Below are 22,247 nucleotides of genomic sequence, written 5' to 3' on the forward strand. Positions count from 1 at the left end.
GGCAAGAGCGCTTGGTTACTTGCCGCTTCTGCAAGTGACTCGCCGTAAGGGCGAAACCAATAGCCGCCGTTACCGCAGCAATGGATATGTACACCATCAAAACCTATATCGCCTGACGCAAAGCCATCGCGAGCAGGCTCACTCCTACAACAGGCGCGATATCAGTAGGGTTTGGGTGGGGCAGCGTCCGTCGGGGCTTTTGCCGAACCCTGCTTTTGCACCCGCCACGTCGCCGGTGGCATGCCGAACTGGCTGATGAACCACCGCGTAAACGAACTCGCCATCGAGTAGCCAAGCATGTCGGCAATGCGCCCGAGCGTGTAATTCGGGTTGTCCAGATAACGCAGCACCAGGTCGCGGCGCACATCGTTGATCACATCGTTGAACGCACAACCATCATCCTTCAGGCGACGTTGCAGGGTGCGAACGTTCATGCCCTGGCTCTGCGCGACTTGCTCGATGGTGGCGCGGCCCATGGGCAGCAGCAGGTAGATGGCCTTGCGCACTTCGAACAGCATCGAAGTGCCTTGGTGGCTTTGCAGCGAATCGAGGTAGCTCTGGGCGTAGCGGGCCATGGCCGGGTCGGCATTGGCGTTGGTCATGTCCAGGCTGGCACCTGCGCAGACAATGCCGTTGAACTCACTGCCGAACTCCAGGGTGCAGCCGAACAGGCGACGGTGCAGTTGAAGGTTGTCGGGGGGCTGGTGGGTGAAATTGACGCTGTAGGGATGCCAGTGAGAGCCGAGCAGGGCGGCGCACAGGCGGAACATCACGCCGATGGCAAGCTCGGTGGCCTGTCGACTGGGCATCGGCGAGTCGGTGACCACCTCTTCGCGAATGATCACCATCTTGCCGGCCTCTTCAATGAAGATGGCCAGCGAATCATTCATCAAGTGCCGGTAATGCACCACCACCTGCAAGGCATCACGCAGCGTGCGCTGATGGCTGAGCAGCAGGCTGACCACGCCGAAGTCCGAGAGCTGGCGCGACTCGGCCATGCTCAGGCCGAAGTTCTGGCAGCCGCTGGCGGCGGCTGAATCCTCCAGCAGACGCACGGCGGCATCGATGGGAATGCGATGCTCAGGGGCTTGCAGCAGGGCTTTGCTCAAGCCGACGCCGGCCAGTACATCGCGCGGGTTGAACCCCAGGTACTGAGTAACCTCCAGGTAGTTGGTCAAGACGGCGGCGCGAACAAGCTTGGGCATGCGAAGGTCTTTCCTGGGCCGGTTGCGATTCAGATGAGCGTGGCGACTATATCCAGCACATCAGCGATTGAACAGTTGCGATGTTGTCGAGGGCGCTCGCCAGTTTCTGTCCGCAATCACCTCCGTTGTCGTGGCGCAATCCACGCACACCCATTGATTACAGTGAGCTGCAGAGAACCTGTGGGGATTTTCGACCAGTGGTCGGCGCGCGCCAATACCTGGAAATTTGTCATGAAAAGAAAAGTGCCTGACGTCCAATGAAAAGCGCCTGGGGTGGGCGCTCTTTAATGTCAGTCCTACAAAAAGCCGCTGGCGAAAGAGCCAGTCGAGTCCTCGAGAAAGCGAAGGTGTTGAAGTGGACAAACTGCAAACTGCCGCAACCGTTCTGATCGTACCGGGTCTACGCGAGCACGTTGCCGAACATTGGCAAACGTTGCTTGAAGCCAGGCTGAGCAAAGTGCGCAGTGTGCCGCCGCTTGAAACCGACAAGCTCGACTGCAGCAAGCGGGTCGAAGCGATCCAGCACGCGCTGGAGCAGATCGACGGGCCGGTGATTCTGGTCGCCCACAGTGCCGGCGTGTTGATGGTCGCCCATTGGGCCGCGCGACACAGTCGGCCGATCAAGGGCGCATTGCTGGCCGCTCCACCGGACCTTGATGCGCAATGGCCGTCAGGCTACCCAGCGCCTGAAACCCTGCGTACCCAAGGTTGGAACCCTCTACCCAATGGCCCGCTGCCATTCCGCAGTCTGGTGGCCGCCAGCACCAACGATCACCTCGCCAGCCTGGAAGCTGTCACGCACATGGCCGAAGGCTGGGGCAGCGAACTGCTCAATCTGGGTGACGTCGGTCATCTCAATCCTGCTGCCGGGTACGGGCACTGGCCGCAAGCCGAAGCCCTGATCCTGGAACTGGATCGCTAGTTCAGGCGCCGGTTGGCTCGCGCCATCCGGCATTTGCCCTCACTCCTGAAAAACGCAAACCCCTGGAACAAGAGGGTGCGCGAGGGCGGCTGCGCTTAAAACAAATACAAAAAGGCGGAGACAACGCAATGCACAACAATAAGAGTCACGGGTTCACCGCTTCACGCTACACCTTGCTGGCCTCAGCCATTCTCGCGGCAACGGTGCCGATGGCCCATGCGGCAGAGATCGAGACAGGTAACCCGGACTGGACCGTTCGCCTGGATAACACCATCAAGTACAACTATGGCGTGCGCACCGAAAGCGCGGACAAACGTATGTTGGGCACGCCCAACAATAACGACGGCGACTACAACTTCCGCAAGGCCGGCACCAACATCACCAACCGCGTCGACCTGTTGACCGAGATGGACGTGGTGTACCAGAACCACATGGGCTTTCGCGTCAGCGCCGCCAGTTGGTACGACAAGGCCTACGAGAACACCGGTTCCAATTCCAACCCGTTCGTCAACGGCAACGGTTCAACTTCGGGCCTGGTCGCCAACGACCCGCGCCTGGCCGGGGTCACCAATGACAACGTCGGCAACGGCAGCCCGCACCTGAGTAACTATGCCCAGCGTTACTACACCGGTCCGTCCGGTGAAATCCTCGACGCCTTTGTGTTCTACAGCACCGAAGTGGGCGAGGAGTCGATGCTGAGCTTCAAGGCTGGCCAGCACAACGTGTTCTGGGGCGAGACCATTCTCAACCCGGTGCATTCGATCAGCTACGGCCAGTCCGGCCTGGACCTGGCCAAGCTGGCCGCGTCGCCGGGCACCGAAGCCAAGGAGCTGTTCGTTCCGCGCAATCAGCTGTCGATGTCCTTCACGATCAATCCCGAACTGACCGTGGCCGCCCAGTACTTTCTCGACTGGGACGCCGCACGCCTGCCGGAAGCCGGCACCTACTACGGCGGCTCCGACCTGGTCGGTTTCGGCGCGCAGTCGTTCCTGCTGGGTAACACTAATGCTGTCGTGCCTGGCAGCCCTCTGGGTTGCGGCCTGGCGCCGTGCAACGGCTTGACCAACGTGCGTCGCGGGCATGACCTGACGCCGGACAAGCGCGGTGACTGGGGCCTCATGGCCAAGTGGTCGCCAGCCTGGCTGGACGGCACCCTCGGCGTTTACTACCGCGAAACCTCGGAAATCCTCCCGCAAGCCTGGCTGGATGCCCGAGGTCTGACCTCGGCCAACCCGAACGGAACCCCCCCGGCCGGCCAGGTGCCTGCGGTGATCAATACGCTCAACTCGCTGAGCACCGCCACCTATCAAATGGCCTATGCCGACAACATCAAGATCGTTGGCCTGAGCCTGTCCAAGGATGTGGGCGGGGTGAGCGTGGGCTCGGACCTGAACGTTCGACACAACATGCCGCTGGCGAGTATTCCGGCAGTTGTCAGCACTAACAGTCCGCTGGGCCTGGGCGCGGGTCTTGGCCTGTTGCCAGCGCGCACACCCGGCACCGGTGTGATCTATGACACCCCGCAGAAGGGCGACAGCATGGCCGCCACCGGCGACACCTTGCACTGGACGCTCAACGGTCTGATGACCATTTCCAAAACGCCTGTATTCGATTCGGCAACCCTGCTTGGCGAGCTGTATTACAGCAACCTGCTCAAGCTCGATAGCAAGAACGAGGCGCTCTACAAGGGCAAGGGCACCTACCACGGCATCGACCAGCCAACCCGGGACAACTGGGGCATCGCGGTCAACTTCACACCAACCTGGTACCAGGTGTTTCCCGGTGTCGACCTCAACGCGCCGATGTCCATCAACGTCGGTCTCGATGGCGTTTCACCGGTCTCCGGTGGCGGTGCCAAAGACACCGGTAACTACGCCATCGGTCTCGGGGCCGTTGTGTACAACAAATACTTTGTCGACCTGAAGTACGTGGACTCTTTCGGCAAGACCGACAAGTGCAATGTCAGTGGTGTGAGTACCGGCCCGACCGGAGGTGACGGCGCGGCGCCGAACGCCTTTAGCGGTAACGAAAACTACGCCTGTTACGCCGGTGGCTACTCGGCCTTTTCCGGTGGTGGTGCAACGACTGAGGACCGTGGCGCCGTTTACCTGACGATGAAAACCACTTTTTGATTCAACACTGATTTGCTCAATGCAAGCAGGAGAATAACAAGATGAAATTCGCAAAAACCGTGTTGGCCGCTTCGCTGGCCATGGTCCTGGCCGCTCAGGCACAGGCCGCTGTTTCAACCCAGGACGCTGCCAAGTTGGGCAGCAGCCTGACCCTGGTGGGCGCCGAAAAGGCCGGGAACGCTGATGGTTCCATCCCTGCCTACGACGGTGGCCTGACCACGCCGCCGGCCAGTTTCAAATCCGGTGACAGCATGCGCCCGGATCCGTATGCCAGCGAAAAACCGTTGCTGGTGATCGACGGCAAAAACGTCGATCAGTACAAGGGCATGCTCAGTGCTACCACGGTGGAACTGGCCAAGCGTTTCCCGACTTACCGTGTCGACGTATACCCGACCCACCGCACCGTTTCGCTGCCAAAAGCCATCCTCGATAACGGCGTGAAGAATGCCAGCGGCGCCAAGTCCCTCGAAGGCGGTCTGGCCATCGATAACGTGCTGCCGGGCGTGCCGTTCCCGATCCCGCAATCGGGCAGCGAAGCGATGTGGAACTTCCTGCTGCGCTATCAAGGCGTGAGCATCAACTCCAAGTACGACTCCTGGAACGTTGACTCCGCTGGCGTGCCAAGCCTGGCCACCACCGGGCAGGCATTCATCTCCTACCCGATCTACGAAAACCTGGCGCAGCCGATCAGCAGCGCCGACGTGTACTACCAGATGAAGCTGTCGTACACCGGCCCTGCACGCCGGGCCGGTGAAGCGGTGATGCTCAAGGACGCAGCCAACCCGCTGCAGCAACCGCGTCGCGCCTGGCAGTACCTGCCGGGTCAGCGTCGGGTCAAACTGGCACCGAACCTGGCTTACGACACGCCTAACCCAGGCACCGCCGGCGCGGGCACCTACGACGATGTTTTCGTGTTCAACGGCGCGCTGGATCGTTACGACTGGAAGCTGGTGGGCAAGCAGGAAATGATTGTGCCCTACAACACCTACAAGCTGACCTACGCCCAGGATCCGAAGTCGCTGACCACCGCCAATCACCTGGCACCGGACTTCGTGCGCTGGGAAAAACACCGCGTCTGGGTGGTGGAGGGCAACCTCAAGGCCGGCTCCCGCCACATTTATCAGAAGCGCCGCTTCTACCTTGATGAAGACAGCTGGACCGCTCTGGCCTCGGATCAATACGACGCTCGTGGTCAGTTGTACCGTGGCTCCTTCGCCTTCCTCAGCCAGAGCTACGACAAGCAGGTCCCGGATTCCACGCCCTTCATGATTTACGACCTGGTCGGCGGCTCCTACAACATCAACGGCGTGGTCGGGCCTTATGGCGGCATCAAGTACATCGATCCGCTTTCCAAGGCCCAATGGTCGTCGGAATCCCTGGCCGGCAGCGGCATTCGCTAAGCCAACCGCAAAAAAGCGCTCGCACGATCCACTGTAGGAGCGTGCTCGCTCGCGAAGGACCTGAGGGCGACATGGGTTTCCAGAAAACCCGCGTCATCGTTGACGTCCATCGCGAGCAGGCTCGCTCCTACAACGGCGTTACCTGTCCGGCCCACGGCTCACGAGGCGGTGGAGCCGGGTGGGCGCCAGGTTTTCCGAAGAGGATGCGGTATGTGTTCGTATAAGAATTATTTGCAGGTGGCGTTTGGCGTTGTGCTCGGCCTGTTGCAGGGCGTCACCCTCGCGGCTGATTACGTCGATGTGCTGGACCTGCCCGCCAGGGTCAGTGCCTTGGCCATCAACAGTCCGTTGTCCGGCATGGCTCGCGCTGGTGAACGCGTGATCGCCGTCGGTCAGCGTGGCCATATTCTGTTTTCCGATGATGCCGGCAAGCACTGGCAGCAGGCAGCGGTGCCGGTCAGTGCCGATCTCACGGCGGTGAATTTTCCGACCACCACCCAAGGTTGGGCGGTGGGCAACGACGGTGTGGTGCTGCACAGCAGCGACGCCGGTGCGACCTGGCAAAAGCAGCTCGACGGCCGCCAGATCGGCGCCTTGCTGGTCAAGCATTACACGGCGTTGGCCAGTGCCGAACCGGGCAATGAACAATGGCCGTTGCTGGTTGCCGAAGGCCAGCGGTTGATCGAACAGGGCGCAGACAAACCGCTGCTCGACACATGGTTTGCCAACGACAAAGTCGGTTATGTGGTCGGCGTGTTCAACCTGATCCTGCGCACCGAGGACGGTGGCCAAAGCTGGACGCCATTTCAGGATCGCACAGACAACCCGCAAGGTTTCCACCTCAACGCCATCGCTTCCACCGGCGACGCGTTGTACATCGCCGGCGAACAAGGCCTGTTGCTCAAATGGGATGACAACACCCAACGCTTCAGCGCCGTGCCGACGCCGTATCAAGGCAGTTTTTTCGGCGTGCTCGGCAAGCCTGGCGAAGCGCTCGTCTATGGCCTGCGCGGCAACGTCCTGCGCAGCACCGATGGCGGCCAAAACTGGACGGCACTCGACACCGGCCTGCACGTCAGCATCACCGCTGGCCTGATCGATGCCCGTGGCGATTACCGCCTGTTCACCCAGGGTGGGCAGATGCTGGTCAGCCAGGGCACGGGCGCGCAATTGCACCTGTTGCGCCAACCGGTGTCGACCCCGGTCGCCGGTGTTACCCAGTCCGCCGCTGGTGCGTTGGTGGTCGCGGGCAGCCGTGGCGCCCAGACGCTAGCCCTCGAACCCTAAGAGCGAGAACCCAGACATGGGCAATATCAAACAAGACGCCATGCCGGTAATCCGCGACCTGCGGGATTTCGATCAGCACTCCGGCAACCTCCTCGAACGGTGGGTGTTCAACTATCGGCCGCTGTTCATGCTGCTGATGGCACTGGCCACCGTGGTGCTGGGTTTCATGGCCGTGACACGCCTGGAGCTGCGCCCAAGCTTCGAAAAAATGATTCCGCAGAGCCAGCCGTACATCCAGAATTTCCTGGAAAACCGCCAGTCGCTGCGTGGCTTGGGCAACTCGGTGCGCGTGGTGGTCGAGAACACCCAGGGCGATATTTTCGACCCCGCTTACCTCGACGTACTCAAGCAGGTCAACGACCAGCTGTTCCTCACCGAAGGCGTCGACCGAGCGTGGATGAAATCCCTGTGGAGCCCGGCGGTGCGCTGGACCGAAGTCACCGAGGATGGTTTCCAGGGTGGCCCGGTGATGCCCGATACCTATTCCGGCCAGCCTGAACAAATCGAACAACTGCGCCAGAACATCTCCCGCGCCGGTCTGGTCGGCAGCCTGGTGGCCAGCGACTTCAAGTCGAGCATGCTGATCGTGCCGTTGCTGGACAAAGCCGCCGCCGGAGGTCAGCCCATCAACTATCACGCGTTCTCGCAGATGCTCGAAGAGCAGTTGCGCGACAAGATCGAATTCGCCGGCGACAGCGCGGCGCGCAAATCCGGGGAAGAGGGCAAGGGCCAATACAAGGTTCGGGTAATCGGCTTCGCCAAACTGATGGGCGACCTGATCGATGGCCTGATTCAGGTGATGATGTTTTTCGGCCTGGCGGTCATCACTTCGCTGGCGATCATCTATGCCTACACCCGTTGTGTGCGCAGCACGTTGCTGGTGGTCGGCTGCTCGCTGATTGCGGTGGTCTGGCAACTGGGTATCGTCGCCTGGCTCGGTTATGCCATCGACCCGTACTCGGTGCTGGTGCCGTTTTTGATCTTCGCCATTGGTGTGTCCCACGCCGCACAGAAGATGAACGGCATCATGCAGGACATCGCCCGTGGCACTCACAAACTGATCGCCGCGCGCTATACCTTCCGCCGCTTGTTCATCGCCGGTGTCACCGCGTTGCTGGCCGACGCCGTGGGTTTCGCGGTGCTGATGCTGATCGACATTCCGGTGATCCAGGACCTGGCGATCACCGCCAGCATCGGCGTCGCGGTGCTGATCTTCACCTCGCTGTTGCTGATGCCGGTGGCGCTGTCCTATGTCGGTGTTGGTGCCAAGGCTGCCGAGCGCGCGCTGAAAATCGACACCCGCGCCGAACACCACAAGGGCTTCGGCAAACTCTGGGACCTGCTCGACCGCTTCACCACCGCCAAATGGGCGACCGGCGCAGTATTGGTCGCCGTGTTGATGGGCATCGGCGGCTTCATGGTCAGCCTCAACCTGAAGATCGGCGATCTGGAAAGCGGTGCACCGGAGCTGCGTGCCGACTCGCGCTACAACCGCGACAACGCCTACATCACCCAGCATTACGCGCTGTCCAGCGACCTGTTCGCGGTGATGATCAAGACCGCGCCGGAAGGCTGCCTGAACTACAAGACGTTGGTCCTTGCCGATCGTTTGGCCTGGGAGCTGCAACAGTATCCAGGCGTGCAGGCGACGACCTCGCTGGTCAACGCCGTGCGGCAGATCACTGCCGGCACCTATGAAGGCAACCCCAAGCTCAACAGCATCCAGCGTAACCAGGACGTGCTCAACTACGCCGCGCAGCAGGCTTCGGTCAACTCGCCTGAGCTGTTCAACAACAACTGCTCGCTGATGCCGGTGATCACGTTCCTCAAGGATCACAAGGCTGAAACGCTGGACGCGGTGGTGGCGATTGCCGACAAGTTCGCCAAGGAAAACAGCACCGAAGATCGTCAGTTTTTGTTGGCGGCCGGCAGCGCGGGCATCGAAGCAGCGACCAACATCGTTGTGCGCGAAGCCAACCGCACCATGTTGCTGTACGTCTACGCGGCAGTGACGCTGTTTTGCCTGATCACCTTCCGCAGCTGGCGCGCCACGCTGGTGGCGCTGTTGCCGCTGGTACTGACCTCGATCCTCTGCGAAGCGCTGATGGTCGCCATGGGGATCGGCGTAAAGGTTGCGACCTTGCCGGTGATCGCCCTCGGCGTGGGCATCGGTGTTGACTACGCCTTGTACCTGCTCAGCGTGCAACTGCACTTCCAGCGCCAGGGCTTGCCGCTGTCCCAGGCCTACCGCAATGCGGTGTCCTTCACCGGCCGGGTGGTCGGGCTGGTGGGCATCACCCTGGCGGCTGGCGTGGTGTGTTGGGTCTGGTCGCCGATCAAGTTCCAGGCCGACATGGGCATCCTGCTGACCTTCATGTTCCTGTGGAACATGCTGGGTGCACTGGTGCTGATTCCTGCCCTGTCTTATTTCCTGTTGCGCGAACGGGCGCTGGCGCCCGGTCCTGTTGCGCAAGCCGACAACACCGAAATCTCTCAACGTCCGGGCGTGCCTCATGCCCTGACCACTTCCGAGTAAGCCAACGATGTCTGATTACAAAGCTCCTTTGCGTGACATGCACTTCGTACTCAACGAGGTTTTCCAGGTGTCCCGGTTGTGGGCCAAATTGCCTGGCCTGGCCGAGGTGATCGATGAAGAAACGGCCGCCGCGATCCTCGAAGAAGCCGGCAAGATCAGCGCCGAAGTGATTGCACCGCTGAACCGCAGCAGCGATGAACAAGGCTGCACCTGGAGCAATGGCGCGGTGACGGCACCGGATGGTTTTGCCGCCGCCTACAAGGCTTTTGCCGAAGGTGGCTGGGTGGGCGTAGGTGGCGATCCGCGGTTCGGTGGCATGGGCATGCCCAAGGCCATTTCGGCCCAGGTCGAAGAGATGGTCAATTCGGCCAGCCTGTCCTTCGGCCTGTACCCGATGCTGACGGCCGGCGCGTGCCTGTCGATCAATGCTCACGCCAGCGAAGCACTGAAAGCCACCTACTTGCCGAACCTTTACGACGGCACCTGGACCGGCTCGATGTGCCTGACCGAAGCGCATGCCGGCACAGACCTGGGCCTGATTCGCACCCGTGCCGAACCTCAGGCCGACGGCAGTTTCAAGATCAGCGGCAGCAAGATATTCATCACCGGCGGTGAGCACGACCTGACCGAAAACATCATTCACCTGGTACTGGCGCGCTTGCCGGACGCACCGGCGGGACCGAAAGGCATTTCGCTGTTCCTGGTGCCCAAGGTGCTGGTCAATGCTGATGGCTCGCTGGGTGAGCGCAACTCGCTGTCCTGTGGTTCCATCGAGCACAAGATGGGCATCAAGGCCTCCGCCACGTGCGTGATGAACTTTGACGGTGCCACCGGCTGGATCGTCGACGCACCGAACAAAGGGTTGGCGGCGATGTTCACCATGATGAATTACGAACGTCTGGGCGTGGGTATTCAGGGCCTGGCGCAAGGCGAACGCTCTTACCAGAACGCCGTCGAATACGCCCGTGACCGTCTGCAAAGCCGTTCGCCGAGGGGCGCGCAGAACAAGGACAAAGCCGCCGATCCGATCATCGTTCACCCGGATGTACGCCGGATGTTGTTGACCATGAAGGCCTTGAACGAAGGCGGGCGGGCGTTTTCCAGCTACGTGGCCCTGCAGCTGGATACCGCCAAGTACAGCGAAGACGAGTCAATCAGCAGTCGCGCCCAGGAACTGGTGTCGCTTCTGACCCCTGTGGCCAAGGCGTTCCTCACCGACATGGGGCTGGAAACCACCGTGCATGGCCAACAGATCTTCGGCGGCCATGGCTACATCCGCGAATGGGGCCAGGAGCAATTGGTTCGCGATGTGCGCATCACCCAGATCTACGAAGGCACCAACGGTATCCAGTCACTGGACCTGGCCGGGCGCAAAATCGTCGGCAGCGGCGGGGCGCTCTACCGGCTGTTCGCTTCGGAAATCCGCAACTTTACCGCCAATTCCTGCGCTGACCTCGGCGAGTTCACCAGACCGTTGAACGCCGCCGTCGACACCCTCGACGAACTGACCGCATGGTTGCTGGACCGAGCCCAGAGCAACCCGAATGAAATCGGCGCGGCTTCGGTCGAGTACCTGCACGTGTTCGGCTACACCGCGTACGCCTACATGTGGGCGCGAATGGCCAAAGCGGCCATGAGCACGCATTCCAAGGACGCGTTCTATGTCAGCAAACTGGTCACTGCGCGCTTCTACTTCGCCCGTCTGCTGCCACGTATCCACTCGTTGAGCGCGTCGGCCAAGGCTGGCAGCGAATGCCTCTATAAATTGGATGCAGAGCAGTTCTGAGCCCACGTAAAAAAGGACCGGGAACCACTACCATGATGGCGACAAAAATAATTCCGCCCGCCGACGGCGCCTACGCCTATCCCTTGTTGATCAAGCAATTGTTGTTGTCCGGCGTGCGCTACGAGCCAGGCCGGGAAATCGTGTATGCCGACAAGCTGCGCTACAGCTACCAGACGCTCAACCAACGGATACGCAAGCTGGCCAACGCCTTGACCGCTGCCGGCGTCAAGGCCGGGGACACGGTGGCCCTGCTTGACTGGGATAGCCATCGCTACCTGGAATGTTTCTTTGCCGTGCCGATGATCGGCGCGGTGCTGCATACCGTGAACATCCGTCTTTCGCCGGATCAGGTGCTCTTCACCATGAACCATGCCGAGGACGACCTGGTGCTCGTGCATGACGATTTCCTGCCTCTGCTTGAACAGATTCAGGGGCAGCTCAACACCGTCAAAGGTTACTTGCAGCTTACGGACGACACAGCCACTCCCACGTCGCTGCCGGTGCTGGGGGAATATGAAAACCTGTTGGCCGGGGCCGCAGACCAGTACGACTTTGCCGATTTCGATGAAAACTCGGTGGCGACCCTTTTCTACACCACGGGCACTACTGGCGACCCTAAAGGCGTGTATTTCACCCACCGCCAATTGGTCTTGCACACCTTGAATGCCGTGGGCACTTTGGGCGTCTACCAGGGGTTGCCGCTGCTGCGCTCCGATGATGTCTACATGCCGATCACACCGATGTTCCACGTGCACGCCTGGGGTGTGCCCTATGTCGCCACCCTGATGGGCATCAAGCAGGTGTACCCCGGCCGCTATGAGCCCAACAGTCTGGTCAGGCTGTATCGAGAGGAGAAGGTCACGTTCTCCCACTGTGTGCCGACCATTTTGCAAATGATCCTGAACTGCGAGGAAGCGCAGCGGACTCGTTTTGATGGCTGGAAAATGCTCCTGGGCGGCAGTGCGCTGACCTTGGGCATCGCCAGTGAAGCGAGTGCCAAAGGTATTCAGGTACACAGCGGTTACGGCATGTCGGAAACCTGCCCGCTGCTGTGCCTGACTTATCTGCGTGACGAAGACCTCGCACAATCCACGCAGGCCCAACTGGTTACCCGCATCAAGACTGGCACAACGGTGCCGATGGTCGACCTGAAAATCATCGATGCCAATGGCAATGAAGTTGCCCATGACGGAGAGTCCCTGGGCGAGATCGTGGTGCGCGCGCCTTGGCTGACCCAAGGCTATTTGAAGGAGCCCGAAAAGGGGGCAGAACTTTGGCGCAACGGCTGGCTGCACACCGGCGACATGGCCTCCATTGACCCTTTGGGAGGGGTGGAAATCAAAGATCGAATCAAGGATGTCATCAAGACGGGCGGGGAGTGGATCAGCTCCCTGGAACTGGAAAGCCTGATCAGCGAACACCCGGCCGTCATGTCGGTCGCAGTCGTGGGCATTGCGGACGAGCAATGGGGCGAACGGCCGATGGCGCTGGTGGTATGCGAGCCTGGGCAATACCTCGACCGCAAGATGCTGGAGGTGCACCTGCAAGGGTTTGTCGAGCGTGGCCGTATCAATAAATGGGCGATCCCCAAGCGGTTCAGGTTCGTCGCCGAGATCCCTAAAACCAGCGTCGGGAAGATTAACAAGAAGCTCATCCGGGAAAGCGAATCGAGCTGAAAGGCGCGGCGGATGCCACGTCAACCCTGACCACTGATCGCGAGGTCGGCTGTTTCATATCCGTCAAAGGGGATCATGCATCCAGATGCTTGATCCCTTTTTTCGTTTCAGGTCTGCGTAAACGTCGCGGCGATGTCGTCGGGTCTGTCGTAATAGCTCAGGGCAAGTAGCCAGCAGCCTGGACGAGGTGATTGTCCTGCCCGGCAACGATGAGGTGCATGGGCACATGGGGTTGCTCATCAACAACGGAAGTGACCTCAAACCCACCCACTACCAGCGGCTGTCGCTCACACATTTCGGTCGACTCTCCCGCCAGTTTTTTCGCCATTTTCGCGTGGTTCGCTGCGATTTCGTTGAGAGTTGACACGTTACATCTCCGGGTAAAAGACCCAGCGCATGGCTGGCGTCCAAAATAATGATTTGATGGTTGTCGCGTCAGAATTACGTCGTTTCCGGGCGATTACGACCGGCGATTGCAATCCCTGCGCCAGAGGCTGTGGCAATTCTTTGTCGCGTCTACATTAGCGACGAATGGTGACATTTGGATGTGCTTGAATCGGGCGTAAACTGGCAGTGCTACTTCATCAGGAGGAGCCGGATATGATTGCCGACCGAATGACCGCACAGACGTCCGCGGACAAAGCTGTCTGGGATCAATATTTTTGCGCTGCGCTGATTGCGGAAAGCAATCTGACGGCGCCGGTTGTAGGAGGGGCCACTCATGAGGACAGGCAGAATCTGTTGATTGAAAGAGCCAAGGCGCTCGCCGACAAAATGATGGATACGCGCCAGTGAACGGAAACACGTGCCTGTTCAATACCTCGGCCCAACCTTTTCAGGTTGGGCTTTTTCATGCGTGTCTCAACCCGACGTGAACCCAGTCCCGAACACGCCCGCGATCCGTAGGAGCCAGGCTTGCCGGCGAAGGCGTCCGTGAAATCGCCATCGCCAGCAAGCTGGCTCCTACAGGTTTGGCGTGAACCCCAATCCCGAATCCTCCCGCGATTTTGTAGGAGCCAGGCTTGCCGGCGAAGGCGTCCGTGAAATCGCCATCGCCAGCAAGCCGGCTCCTACAGATTTGGCGTGCCCTACAAATGCGGGTGAAGTCTTATATTTCTAAAAGATATAAATAGATAATTATATATTCCTTTTAATGTCGTTCCGGGAGGTGCACTTTGGGCGCCTGCACATCCGTTCGGATGCGTTCGACATCACACAGGAAGCCGCATCATGACCATCAAAGCGATCAACGTTCGCAACCAGTTCAAGGGTGTCATCAAGGAAATCGTCGAAGGCGAAGTGGTCTCGGAAATCGATGTGCAAACCGCTTCCGGGATCGTCACCTCGGTGATCACTACCCGCTCGGTGCGCGATCTCGAATTGAGGGTAGGCAGCGAAGTCATCGCCTTCGTCAAATCCACCGAGGTCTCAATTGCCAAGCTCTGAATCGACGTTCAAGAAAACGACAGGCCCTGGCTCGCGCGGATCAGGTCATAGGCCTTGCGCGCGATCAGGTTGGCGGTGTTAGGCCGGATCCACAGGTAGTAAGTGACGTCCGGCAGTCGCGGCAATCCATCATTTTCACCCAGCACACGCATGTCCGGGCCGAGCATTTCCATGCTTCGGGGGGTGACCCCCAGCCCCGCGCGCGTCGCCGCTTTAATGCCGATCAGGTTCGACGCCAGGTACGCCTGGCGCCAGGGAATGTTCGCGCGTTCCAGCGCTTCCAACGCATAGCGCCGATAGATGCTTGGCTCATCCACGAGAATCAGCGGCAAGGGTTCGCCGGGGTTGTGCAGGTATTGCGCCGAGCAGATCCACCACACCGGCGAAGTACGCAAGGCAAAGCCTTCGAGGTTCGGGTCTTCGCGAGTGGAAATCACCATGTCGACCTTGCCCCGGTGCAGGTCTTCCATCAGGAACGGGCTGCGACCGACGTCGATTTCCAGACGCAAGCGCGGGGCTGAGCGAGCGATGTGGCTGAGGATCGGCGGCAGGATCGTGTCGGCGATGTCATGGGGGGAGCCGATGCGCAACACGCCGCTCAAGCTGCTTTCACGCAGGGAACTCAAGGCCTCGTCATTGAGCGAGAGCATCTGCCTTGCGTGGCGCAGCAACTGCAGCCCGGCTTCCGTCAGTTGTTTTTGCCGTCCGCGTTTCTCGAACAGATTCACCCCGACCTGTTGTTCCAGGCGTTGCATGTGTTGGGTGACCGACGACTGCGTGCGGTCCAGTTGCGCGCCGGCCTCGGCAAAACTGTGGTGATCCACCACCGCGATGAAAGTGCGCAGCAATTCGAGATCAAGCGTGGGCAGGGTCGACATGGGCGTTTCCAGGGCTGTTTTTACATCACGAGTTTAAACATAAACATAAAGAACATTTATGTGTTTTTTCTGGGTTATTTAGAGATATAGGGTTGATGCTAAGTAAATACTGGGGTTGTAGCCATTTCGGTATTCAGGCTTAAACGCCAAGTTATAACGATATTAGATATTTGAATTTCCGTTACACCAACGCTGTACCTAGGATCCCCCACATCAGGTCGGGGGACGCCGATCATCCATGAGGGGGAAAAACCATGTTGTTCGAGCGCACACCTGTAAAACGAATATTGCCTGTGATGTTGGGCGCCCTGGTCTCACTAGCCGCCAGCACGGCTGCCCAGGCTGACGCGACGCTGGACAAGATCGAGCAGCGTCATGCGCTGGCGGTCGGCGTGCTGTTGTCGGGCGGCCCGTTTGGCGGGATTGATCCGGCCACCCAGAAGCCACGCGGCTTGAACGTCGAACTCGCTCAGGAATTGGGTCGCCAGTTGGGCGCTGAAGTGGAGCTGGTGCCCGTCTTGCCGGCCAACCGCGTGCAATTTTTGCAGCAGGGCAAAGTCGATTTGCTGATCGCCAACATGGAATGGACGGCGGAACGCGGTGAGATTCTCGGTTTTGTGCCGACACCGTTTTACCGGGTCGGCGGCACCGCGGCGGTGCTCAAGGACAGCAAGATCAGCCGTTGGGAAGACCTCAAGGGCCAGCCGGTCTGCACCTCGCAAGGCAGCAGCTACGTCAAGCCGCTCACCGAGTTGGGCGTCGAGATCAAAGCCTTCAAGAGCTCGTCGGAATCCTTGCTGGCGTTGCGCGGCAATAACTGCGTCGCCGCAGTGCACGACGCCACGCTGGTCAATCCGTTGATCGCCGACAGTGCCGAATGGAAAGACTACCGGGCGATCACCCCGGAACTGAACCCGGCGCCTTCGGTGATCTGGACCCGTCGTGGCGAAAGCGACACCCAGGCCAGGCTCGACCCGATCGTCAAGGAACTGCACCGCAGCGGCTGGCTGATCGAGGCGCAGACCCGCAACCGCATCACACCCGCGTCACCGGCGCTGGTCGAGTTGCAAAAGAAGTTTCAGGCCAACGGCGCCTGATTCACCTCATCGTCTTCACTACGCCGGCGCATTGCGCGACGGCTGTTCAAGGTAGTCGCGCATGAATCGCTATTTTTCCGTAAAAAACCTGTCCTCGCTGTGCCTGGCCGGCGCTGTCGTGTTCGGCGCGGGCCTGGCTCAAGCCGATGCCACGCTGGACAAGATCGAGCAGCGCCACGCCATCAGTGTCGGGGTGATTCTCAGCGGGCCGCCGTTCGGCACCATCGACCCGAAGACGGGCGAACACCTGGGCTACAACGTCGAACTGGCCAAAGGCGTTGCCAAGGCCTTGGGCGTCGAAGCCAACACTGTTTCGGTCCTGGCGCCGAACCGCGTGCAGTTTTTGCAGCAGGGCAAGGTCGACATCCTGATCGCCAACATGCAGTTCACCGACGAGCGCGCCGAGATCCTCGATTACGTGCCCACGCCTTATGAAGAGGTGGGCGGCGCGGCGTTGATTCGCAAAGGCTCGGGCATTACCCAATGGGCCGACCTCAAGGGCAAGCCGGTGTGCGTGTCCCAGGGCAGCAACTTCATCAAGCCGTTGCAGGAAACCTACGGCGCCGAGATCAAGGCATTCCGCAGCCAGTCCGAGTCGTTGTTGTCGCTGCGCGGCAATGGCTGCGTGGCGGCGGTGCATGTCAGCCCGACCATGCATGCGTTGTTGAGCGATGCCGAGTGGGCCGGTTATGAAATCCCGCTGCCGGGTGATTTGATCCCCTCCAACTCGGTGATCTGGTTGCGCAAGGGCGAGCACGATACCCAGGCGAAACTCGATGCCATCGTGCGTGACTGGCACCGCAGTGGCTGGCTGATCGAACTGGGTGAGCGCACTGGCATGGCGCCGTCTCAGGCCCTGCGTGACTTGCACGAAAAATATCGCAACGCCGCGCCGCTGGCGGTGCTTCCGTGAGTCTGTTCGCAGACTTGCAGCAACTGCTCGGCGCCAGCCATGTGCAAAGCAGCGAAGAGGCCGCGCCGTACCTGACCGATAAACAGGGCCGTTACGTCGGCCAGGTCATTGCCGCCGTGCACCCGGCCAATACCGAAGAAGTCGCGGCAGTGGTCCGCGCCTGCGTGGTCGCCGATACGCCCGTGGTGGTGCAGGGCGGCAACACCGGGCTGATGGGCGGCGCCACCCCGGAGGCCAGCGGCCGTGCGGTGTTGCTGTTGCTGGATCGCCTGAACCGGGTGCGCGCCGTGGACACCGACAACGACACGCTGACCGTCGAAGCCGGCTGCATTCTGCAAAACGTGCAGGACGTCGCCCGTGAGGCCGGTCGCTTGTTTCCTCTGAGCCTGGGCGCCGAAGGCAGTTGCACGATTGGTGGCAATCTCGGCACCAATGCCGGCGGTACCGCCGTGTTGCGCTACGGCAATACCCGCGAGCTGACGCTGGGGCTGGAAGTGGTGACCGCCGAGGGTGAAATCTGGAATGGCCTGCGCGGTCTGCGCAAGGACAACACCGGTTATGACCTGCGTGATCTGTATATCGGCAGCGAAGGCACCCTCGGCATTATCACCGCCGCCACGCTGAAACTGTTCCCGCTGCCCAAGGCACAAGCCACAGCGTTGCTGGCCTTCGACTCGCTGTCGCAGGCGGTGCAATTCCTGTCCCATGCCCGCGCCGGGTTTGGCGCCAGCCTCACCGCTTTCGAACTGCTCAGTGCCGATTGCCTGGCGCTGCTGCGCGAGCAATTTCCCGAGGGTCCGCAACCTTTTCTCGGTGTCAGCCAACCATGGTTCGCGTTGCTGGAACTCTCGGATAACCACAGCGAAACTCACGCCCGCGAAGCCTTTGAAGTGGTGCTCGGCGATGCGTTCGAAAAGGATTTGCTGGCCAATGCGCTGATCGCCGAAAGCCTCGCGCAAAGTGAAGCGCTGTGGCTGTTGCGCGAAAACATGAGCGAGGCGCAGAAACGTGCCGGCCGCAACATGAAGCACGACATCTCGGTGCCGATTTCCAAGGTCGTGGCGTTCGTCAGCCACACCGATGCGCTGTTGCAGGCGCACTTTCCCGGTGTCCGGCATTTCACCTTCGGCCATCTGGGCGACGGCAACCTGCATTACAACGTCGCTCATCCGCTGGATTCGACGGTGGATGCGCACATGGCGAACTACGCGGCGCTCAGCCTGCTGGTTCACGACAGCGCCCATGCCCACGGTGGCTCGATCAGCGCCGAACACGGCATCGGCCAACGCAAGCTGGGCCTGCTGGATCGCTACAAAAGCCCGGTGGAGCTGGATCTGATGCGGCGCATCAAGCAAGCGCTGGACCCGAAAAACCTGCTCAATCCGGGCAAGGTCGTGGAGGTTGCCCAGCCATGACACTAAGACTTTCCAGGCGTGTGCAGCGTGTGTCCTTGTCGGCCAACGCCGCCGCCAAATCCCGCGCTACCGAATTGCGCGAAGCCGGTCGCGACATTCTCGACCTGACCACCGGCGAGCCGGATTTCGACACGCCCGAACACATCAAGCAGGCGGCTTATGCCGCCATCGCCGCCGGTGCCACCAAGTACACGCCGACGCCGGGCGTGAAGGCTTTGCGACTTGCCGTGCAACGCAAGCTCCAGCGCGAAAACGCACTGGAGTATTCGCTGCCCTCCATCGTGATTGCCAACGGTGCCAAGCAAATCATCTTTAACGCCTTTGCCGCGACCCTCGACGAAGGCGATGAAGTGCTGGTGCCCACGCCGTACTGGCCGTCGTTTCCGGACAGCGTGCGTTTCAACGGTGGCGAGCCAGTGTTTATCGAGTGCGGGCTGGAGCAGGGCTGCAAGCTGACAGCCGCGCAACTGGAGCAACACATCGGCGAGCGCACGCGCTGGTTGATCCTCAACGGCCCCGGCAATCCCAGCGGCGCGGTTTACAGCGCAGCCGAGTTGCAGGCGCTCGCCGAGGTGCTGCGCCGTCATCCGCAGGTGTTGATCCTGCTGGATGAACTCTATGAGCACATCCGTTTTGACGGTCAGCCGCCGCAGAGCCTGCTCAATGTCGCGCCGGATCTGCAAGCGCGCTGCCTGCTGGTCGGCGGTGTGTCCAAGACCTACGCGATGACGGGGTGGCGCATCGGTTTTGGTGCCGGGCCACAACTGCTGACGGGCGCCATGGCGGTCGTGCAGTCGCAATCGACTTCCGGGGCTTCCTCGGTGGGGCAAGCGGCTGCATTGGCGGCCTTTGACGGAGGGCTGGATTTCCTGCCCGAGCAAGTGGCGGCTTATCAACTGAGAAGGGATGTGTTGGTGAGCACGTTGCGCGACGTAGACGGTCTCGAAGTGCTTGAGTCTCAGGGCGGTTTCTTCGTGTTTGTGCGCTGCGCCGGGTTGCTGGGGCGTTATCGTCCTGACGGCGTGCGCCTGAACAGCGACGCCGAGGTCGTCGCCTATTTGCTGGAGGAAGGGGTGGCTGGCGTAGCGGGCAGTGCCTATGGCCTGTCGCCGTGGTTCCGCCTGTCCATCGCCACCGCGACCGACAGCGTGGCTGAAGCCGGACGCCGCATTGCCCGGGCCTGCGCGCAACTGCGGGGTACGGCATGAGTCACTGGCTGGAGCTTTTCGTCCACTGGAGCGCCGGGTTCGGCCTGAACTACAGCTTTCTGCTGGACGCCTATCAACGCGGCACCCTGGTGCAGGGCGCGCTGACCACGGTGCTGTTGTGCCTGTTCACCATCGTCGGCAGTTTGCTCGCCGGCGTGGGATTGGCGGCGATGCTGACGTCGGGCAAGCCGTGGCTGGCGAAACCGGCGCGGGTGTTCGTCGAAGTCACCCGCAACACGCCGACGCTGGTGCAGCTGTATTGCGCCTTCCTGGTGCTGAACATGTTGCTGACCCAGGCCGTCGGCGCGGCGAACCCGCTGACGCCGTTCGCCTGGGTGGTGATCGTGATCTCGCTGCACAAGGGCGCATTCCATGCCGAAGCCTTGCGTGCCGGCATCGAGGCGGTGCCGGGCGTGACGCTGGAAGCGGCCAGTTCCCTGGCGTTCAACGCTCGGCAGTTGTTGTGGAACGTGCAGCTGCCGCTGGCCTTGCGCTTCGCCTTGCCATCGCTAATCAACAATCTGATCGACCTGGTGAAGATGACCGCCGTGGCCTCGGCGATTGCCGTGGGCGATATCACCTACGCGTCGATCATGATCTGGACCCAGAGCGATAACGTGCTGGAACTGATGATCCTGATTCTGAGCTTTTTCGGTCTGCTGAGTTTTATCGTCAATTGTGTGGGGCGCTACCTGGAAGCGCGCCTGAGGATGCCCGGCTATGGCCATTGAATCGTCCGTCACCGCGCCGGTGACCTGGCCACGGCGGCACGTCGGCAAATTGTTGCTGCTGATCTGCGTTGTGCCCGGGTTGCTGTGGTTGGCCCCGCAAAGCCCGGTGCTCAAGGCGCTGCTGCAATGGTCGCCAGCCCTGGTCGTGGGCTTCGGGCAAAACATTCTGATCAGTCTGGTCGCCATCGCGCTGGGGTCGGTGCTGGGGTTGCTGGTGGGTGCACTGGCGTTGTCGCCGCTGCGTCTGCTGCGTTTCCCGGCACGGATCTGGGTGCAGATTTTCCGCAATGCGCCGTGGCTGGTGCTGATCTATTTCACCACCTATGTGTTTCCGTTCGAGATCAAGATCGGCAGCGCCTACATCTCGTTCCCCGACTGGGTCAAGGTCACCATTGGCCTGGCCTTGCCGGCAAGTGCCAACGTCGCGGAAATCTTCCGTGGCGCCATTGCTTCGATTCCGAGCACGCAGTGGGAAGCGGCCCGTTCGCTGGCGTTCACACGTGGGCAGATTTTTCGCTCGATCATCCTGCCGCAGTGCTTCAAACGCATGTTGCCGCCGTGGATGAACCTGTATGCGGTGATCACCATGGGCACGGCGCTGGCCTCGCTGGTGGGTGTGCATGACGTGATCGACACCGCGCAGATCGCCAGCAACACCGTGAACATGACCGGCTTCACCGTGGTGATTTACCTGAGCCTGCTGGTGCTGTTCTTCGCTTATTGCTACCCGATTTCCCGTCTCACCCAACGCCTGGAGCGACGTTATGCCTTCTACTGAAACCGTCGCCGAGCCTCTGGTCAGCCTGCGCGATTTGCACCTGTCGTTCGCCAATAATCCGGTGCTCAAAGGCATCGACCTCGACGTTCATCGTGGGCAGGCGGTGTCGATCATCGGCCCGTCCGGTTCCGGCAAATCGACCATCCTGCGCTGCATCACCGGGTTGTTGCAGCCCCAGCGCGGCAGCATCCGCGTCGGCACCACCGAGGTGCACACGCTGGCACAGGAAGCCCAGCGCATCGAGTTGCGCAAGCGCGTGGGGTTTGTCTTTCAGCAGTACAACCTGTTCCCGCATTTGTCGGTGCTGGAAAACCTGGTGATTGCGCCGCGCAAGGTGTTGGGGCGCAGCCGTGCCGAGGCCGAAAAAGAAGCGCGTGCCTTGCTGGCGAAAGTGCGCATGGAGCACAAGGCCGATGCCTATCCGGGGCAACTGTCCGGCGGCCAGCAGCAGCGGGTAGCGATTGCCCGGGCGCTGGCGATGCGCCCGGAATTGATCCTGTTCGATGAAGTGACCTCGGCCCTTGACCCGGAAACCGTCGGCGAAGTGCTGACGGTGATTCGCGAGCTGACCGAAGAGGGCATGACCTGCGTGCTGGTCACCCACGAGATGCGCTTCGCCGAAGAGATCAGCGACATCGTCTACTTCACCGAAAACGGCGTGATCGTCGAGCACGGCAGCGCCGCACAGATTTTCCAGCACCCGAGCAGCGAGCGCACCCAGGAATTCCTGCGCCATGCCTTGGGTGATCCGGGACGCCGTCCCGCCGTTGCCAACGATCCGTATCTGCTGACCAACCTGGGTCGCTACAGCCTGTCCGTCTAATACTGAGGAGCCTG

General features: G+C 60.8%; 19 protein-coding genes. 16 read left to right on the top strand and 3 right to left on the bottom strand.

From position 1 onward, the window contains the following. Positions 1-161 precede the first annotated feature (161 nt). Positions 162-1,205: an AraC family transcriptional regulator gene (locus PMI32_RS06710; RefSeq protein ID WP_008032805.1), complete on the bottom strand. Its 1,044-nt coding sequence runs from the start codon at positions 1,203-1,205 to the stop codon at positions 162-164. A 355-nt stretch (positions 1,206-1,560) separates the two neighbouring features. Here PMI32_RS06710 and PMI32_RS06705 point away from each other — a divergent pair, with 355 nt between their 5' ends. The 7 genes from PMI32_RS06705 (at position 1,561) to PMI32_RS06675 (ending at position 12,944) form a co-directional block, all read left to right on the top strand. Further along, positions 1,561-2,127 (top strand): RBBP9/YdeN family alpha/beta hydrolase, encoded by a 567-nt coding sequence (locus PMI32_RS06705; RefSeq protein WP_008032807.1) that lies wholly within the window; start codon positions 1,561-1,563, stop codon positions 2,125-2,127. Between the two features lie 128 nt (positions 2,128-2,255). Further along, positions 2,256-4,259, top strand: coding sequence for a DUF1302 domain-containing protein (locus tag PMI32_RS06700; RefSeq protein WP_008032809.1), 2,004 nt, complete (start codon positions 2,256-2,258; stop codon positions 4,257-4,259). A 41-nt stretch (positions 4,260-4,300) separates the two neighbouring features. Then, a complete protein-coding gene (locus PMI32_RS06695; protein ID WP_008032811.1) occupies positions 4,301-5,659 on the top strand; it encodes a DUF1329 domain-containing protein in 1,359 nt (452 codons plus the stop codon). Positions 5,660-5,869: 210 nt separating this feature from the next. Beyond that, positions 5,870-6,946, top strand: coding sequence for a WD40/YVTN/BNR-like repeat-containing protein (locus tag PMI32_RS06690; protein WP_008032812.1), 1,077 nt, complete (start codon positions 5,870-5,872; stop codon positions 6,944-6,946). Positions 6,947-6,962: 16 nt separating this feature from the next. Next, positions 6,963-9,482: an efflux RND transporter permease subunit gene (locus PMI32_RS06685; protein WP_008032814.1), complete on the top strand. Its 2,520-nt coding sequence runs from the start codon at positions 6,963-6,965 to the stop codon at positions 9,480-9,482. A 7-nt stretch (positions 9,483-9,489) separates the two neighbouring features. Next, positions 9,490-11,268, top strand: a complete 1,779-nt coding sequence (locus tag PMI32_RS06680) for an acyl-CoA dehydrogenase C-terminal domain-containing protein (protein WP_008032816.1) — start codon at positions 9,490-9,492, stop codon at positions 11,266-11,268. Positions 11,269-11,300: 32 nt separating this feature from the next. Continuing rightward, positions 11,301-12,944 (top strand): fatty acid--CoA ligase, encoded by a 1,644-nt coding sequence (locus tag PMI32_RS06675; protein WP_008032818.1) that lies wholly within the window; start codon positions 11,301-11,303, stop codon positions 12,942-12,944. 157 nt (positions 12,945-13,101) lie between these two features. Here the strand turns inward: PMI32_RS06675 and PMI32_RS06670 are convergent, their stop codons facing one another. Beyond that, positions 13,102-13,311: a hypothetical protein gene (locus PMI32_RS06670; RefSeq protein ID WP_008032820.1), complete on the bottom strand. Its 210-nt coding sequence runs from the start codon at positions 13,309-13,311 to the stop codon at positions 13,102-13,104. 233 nt (positions 13,312-13,544) lie between these two features. Between PMI32_RS06670 and PMI32_RS06665 the strand changes: the two genes are divergently transcribed. Beyond that, positions 13,545-13,739, top strand: a complete 195-nt coding sequence (locus tag PMI32_RS06665) for a hypothetical protein (protein ID WP_008032821.1) — start codon at positions 13,545-13,547, stop codon at positions 13,737-13,739. Positions 13,740-14,174: 435 nt separating this feature from the next. Next, on the top strand, positions 14,175-14,390 hold the full coding sequence (locus tag PMI32_RS06660) for a TOBE domain-containing protein (protein WP_008032823.1): 216 nt from the start codon (positions 14,175-14,177) through the stop codon (positions 14,388-14,390). An 8-nt stretch (positions 14,391-14,398) separates the two neighbouring features. Here PMI32_RS06660 and PMI32_RS06655 read toward each other — a convergent pair whose 3' ends face one another. Next, positions 14,399-15,268, bottom strand: a complete 870-nt coding sequence (locus PMI32_RS06655; protein ID WP_008032824.1) for a LysR substrate-binding domain-containing protein — start codon at positions 15,266-15,268, stop codon at positions 14,399-14,401. A gap of 254 nt (positions 15,269-15,522) precedes the next feature. Between PMI32_RS06655 and PMI32_RS06650 the strand changes: the two genes are divergently transcribed. The 7 genes from PMI32_RS06650 (at position 15,523) to PMI32_RS06620 (ending at position 22,233) form a co-directional block, all read left to right on the top strand. Further along, a complete protein-coding gene (locus tag PMI32_RS06650; RefSeq protein ID WP_008032825.1) occupies positions 15,523-16,365 on the top strand; it encodes a transporter substrate-binding domain-containing protein in 843 nt (280 codons plus the stop codon). Between the two features lie 61 nt (positions 16,366-16,426). Further along, the gene (locus PMI32_RS06645; protein ID WP_008032826.1) at positions 16,427-17,278 is read left to right on the top strand and encodes a transporter substrate-binding domain-containing protein; all 852 of its coding nucleotides are present in this window, start codon (positions 16,427-16,429) and stop codon (positions 17,276-17,278) included. After that, the gene (locus tag PMI32_RS06640; RefSeq protein WP_008032827.1) at positions 17,275-18,693 is read left to right on the top strand and encodes an FAD-binding oxidoreductase; all 1,419 of its coding nucleotides are present in this window, start codon (positions 17,275-17,277) and stop codon (positions 18,691-18,693) included. Before PMI32_RS06645 ends, PMI32_RS06640 begins: the two co-directional genes overlap by 4 nt. Continuing rightward, on the top strand, positions 18,690-19,901 hold the full coding sequence (locus PMI32_RS06635) for an aminotransferase class I/II-fold pyridoxal phosphate-dependent enzyme (protein ID WP_008032828.1): 1,212 nt from the start codon (positions 18,690-18,692) through the stop codon (positions 19,899-19,901). Before PMI32_RS06640 ends, PMI32_RS06635 begins: the two co-directional genes overlap by 4 nt. Continuing rightward, the gene (locus tag PMI32_RS06630) at positions 19,898-20,632 is read left to right on the top strand and encodes an amino acid ABC transporter permease (RefSeq protein WP_008032829.1); all 735 of its coding nucleotides are present in this window, start codon (positions 19,898-19,900) and stop codon (positions 20,630-20,632) included. Before PMI32_RS06635 ends, PMI32_RS06630 begins: the two co-directional genes overlap by 4 nt. Then, the gene (locus PMI32_RS06625) at positions 20,622-21,410 is read left to right on the top strand and encodes an amino acid ABC transporter permease (RefSeq protein ID WP_008032831.1); all 789 of its coding nucleotides are present in this window, start codon (positions 20,622-20,624) and stop codon (positions 21,408-21,410) included. The genes PMI32_RS06630 and PMI32_RS06625 overlap by 11 nt, the downstream gene beginning before the upstream one ends. After that, positions 21,397-22,233, top strand: coding sequence for an amino acid ABC transporter ATP-binding protein (locus tag PMI32_RS06620; RefSeq protein ID WP_008032833.1), 837 nt, complete (start codon positions 21,397-21,399; stop codon positions 22,231-22,233). Before PMI32_RS06625 ends, PMI32_RS06620 begins: the two co-directional genes overlap by 14 nt. Positions 22,234-22,247: the final 14 nt, after the last annotated feature.

This window comes from Pseudomonas sp. GM60, assembly GCF_000282415.1.
In the GTDB taxonomy this organism is placed as follows: domain Bacteria; phylum Pseudomonadota; class Gammaproteobacteria; order Pseudomonadales; family Pseudomonadaceae; genus Aquipseudomonas; species Aquipseudomonas migulae.

What these genes read in the sequence shown, in the direction of transcription:
- PMI32_RS06710 (WP_008032805.1), bottom strand. Translation starts at nt 1,205, where the DNA reads ATGCCCAAGCTTGTTCGCGCCGCCGTCTTGACCAACTACCTGGAGGTT.
- PMI32_RS06700 (WP_008032809.1), top strand. Translation starts at nt 2,256, where the DNA reads ATGCACAACAATAAGAGTCACGGGTTCACCGCTTCACGCTACACCTTG.
- PMI32_RS06695 (WP_008032811.1), top strand. Translation starts at nt 4,301, where the DNA reads ATGAAATTCGCAAAAACCGTGTTGGCCGCTTCGCTGGCCATGGTCCTG.
- PMI32_RS06690 (WP_008032812.1), top strand. Translation starts at nt 5,870, where the DNA reads ATGTGTTCGTATAAGAATTATTTGCAGGTGGCGTTTGGCGTTGTGCTC.
- PMI32_RS06685 (WP_008032814.1), top strand. Translation starts at nt 6,963, where the DNA reads ATGGGCAATATCAAACAAGACGCCATGCCGGTAATCCGCGACCTGCGG.
- PMI32_RS06680 (WP_008032816.1), top strand. Translation starts at nt 9,490, where the DNA reads ATGTCTGATTACAAAGCTCCTTTGCGTGACATGCACTTCGTACTCAAC.
- PMI32_RS06675 (WP_008032818.1), top strand. Translation starts at nt 11,301, where the DNA reads ATGATGGCGACAAAAATAATTCCGCCCGCCGACGGCGCCTACGCCTAT.
- PMI32_RS06665 (WP_008032821.1), top strand. Translation starts at nt 13,545, where the DNA reads ATGATTGCCGACCGAATGACCGCACAGACGTCCGCGGACAAAGCTGTC.
- PMI32_RS06660 (WP_008032823.1), top strand. Translation starts at nt 14,175, where the DNA reads ATGACCATCAAAGCGATCAACGTTCGCAACCAGTTCAAGGGTGTCATC.
- PMI32_RS06655 (WP_008032824.1), bottom strand. Translation starts at nt 15,268, where the DNA reads ATGTCGACCCTGCCCACGCTTGATCTCGAATTGCTGCGCACTTTCATC.
- PMI32_RS06650 (WP_008032825.1), top strand. Translation starts at nt 15,523, where the DNA reads ATGTTGTTCGAGCGCACACCTGTAAAACGAATATTGCCTGTGATGTTG.
- PMI32_RS06645 (WP_008032826.1), top strand. Translation starts at nt 16,427, where the DNA reads ATGAATCGCTATTTTTCCGTAAAAAACCTGTCCTCGCTGTGCCTGGCC.
- PMI32_RS06635 (WP_008032828.1), top strand. Translation starts at nt 18,690, where the DNA reads ATGACACTAAGACTTTCCAGGCGTGTGCAGCGTGTGTCCTTGTCGGCC.
- PMI32_RS06630 (WP_008032829.1), top strand. Translation starts at nt 19,898, where the DNA reads ATGAGTCACTGGCTGGAGCTTTTCGTCCACTGGAGCGCCGGGTTCGGC.
- PMI32_RS06625 (WP_008032831.1), top strand. Translation starts at nt 20,622, where the DNA reads ATGGCCATTGAATCGTCCGTCACCGCGCCGGTGACCTGGCCACGGCGG.
- PMI32_RS06620 (WP_008032833.1), top strand. Translation starts at nt 21,397, where the DNA reads ATGCCTTCTACTGAAACCGTCGCCGAGCCTCTGGTCAGCCTGCGCGAT.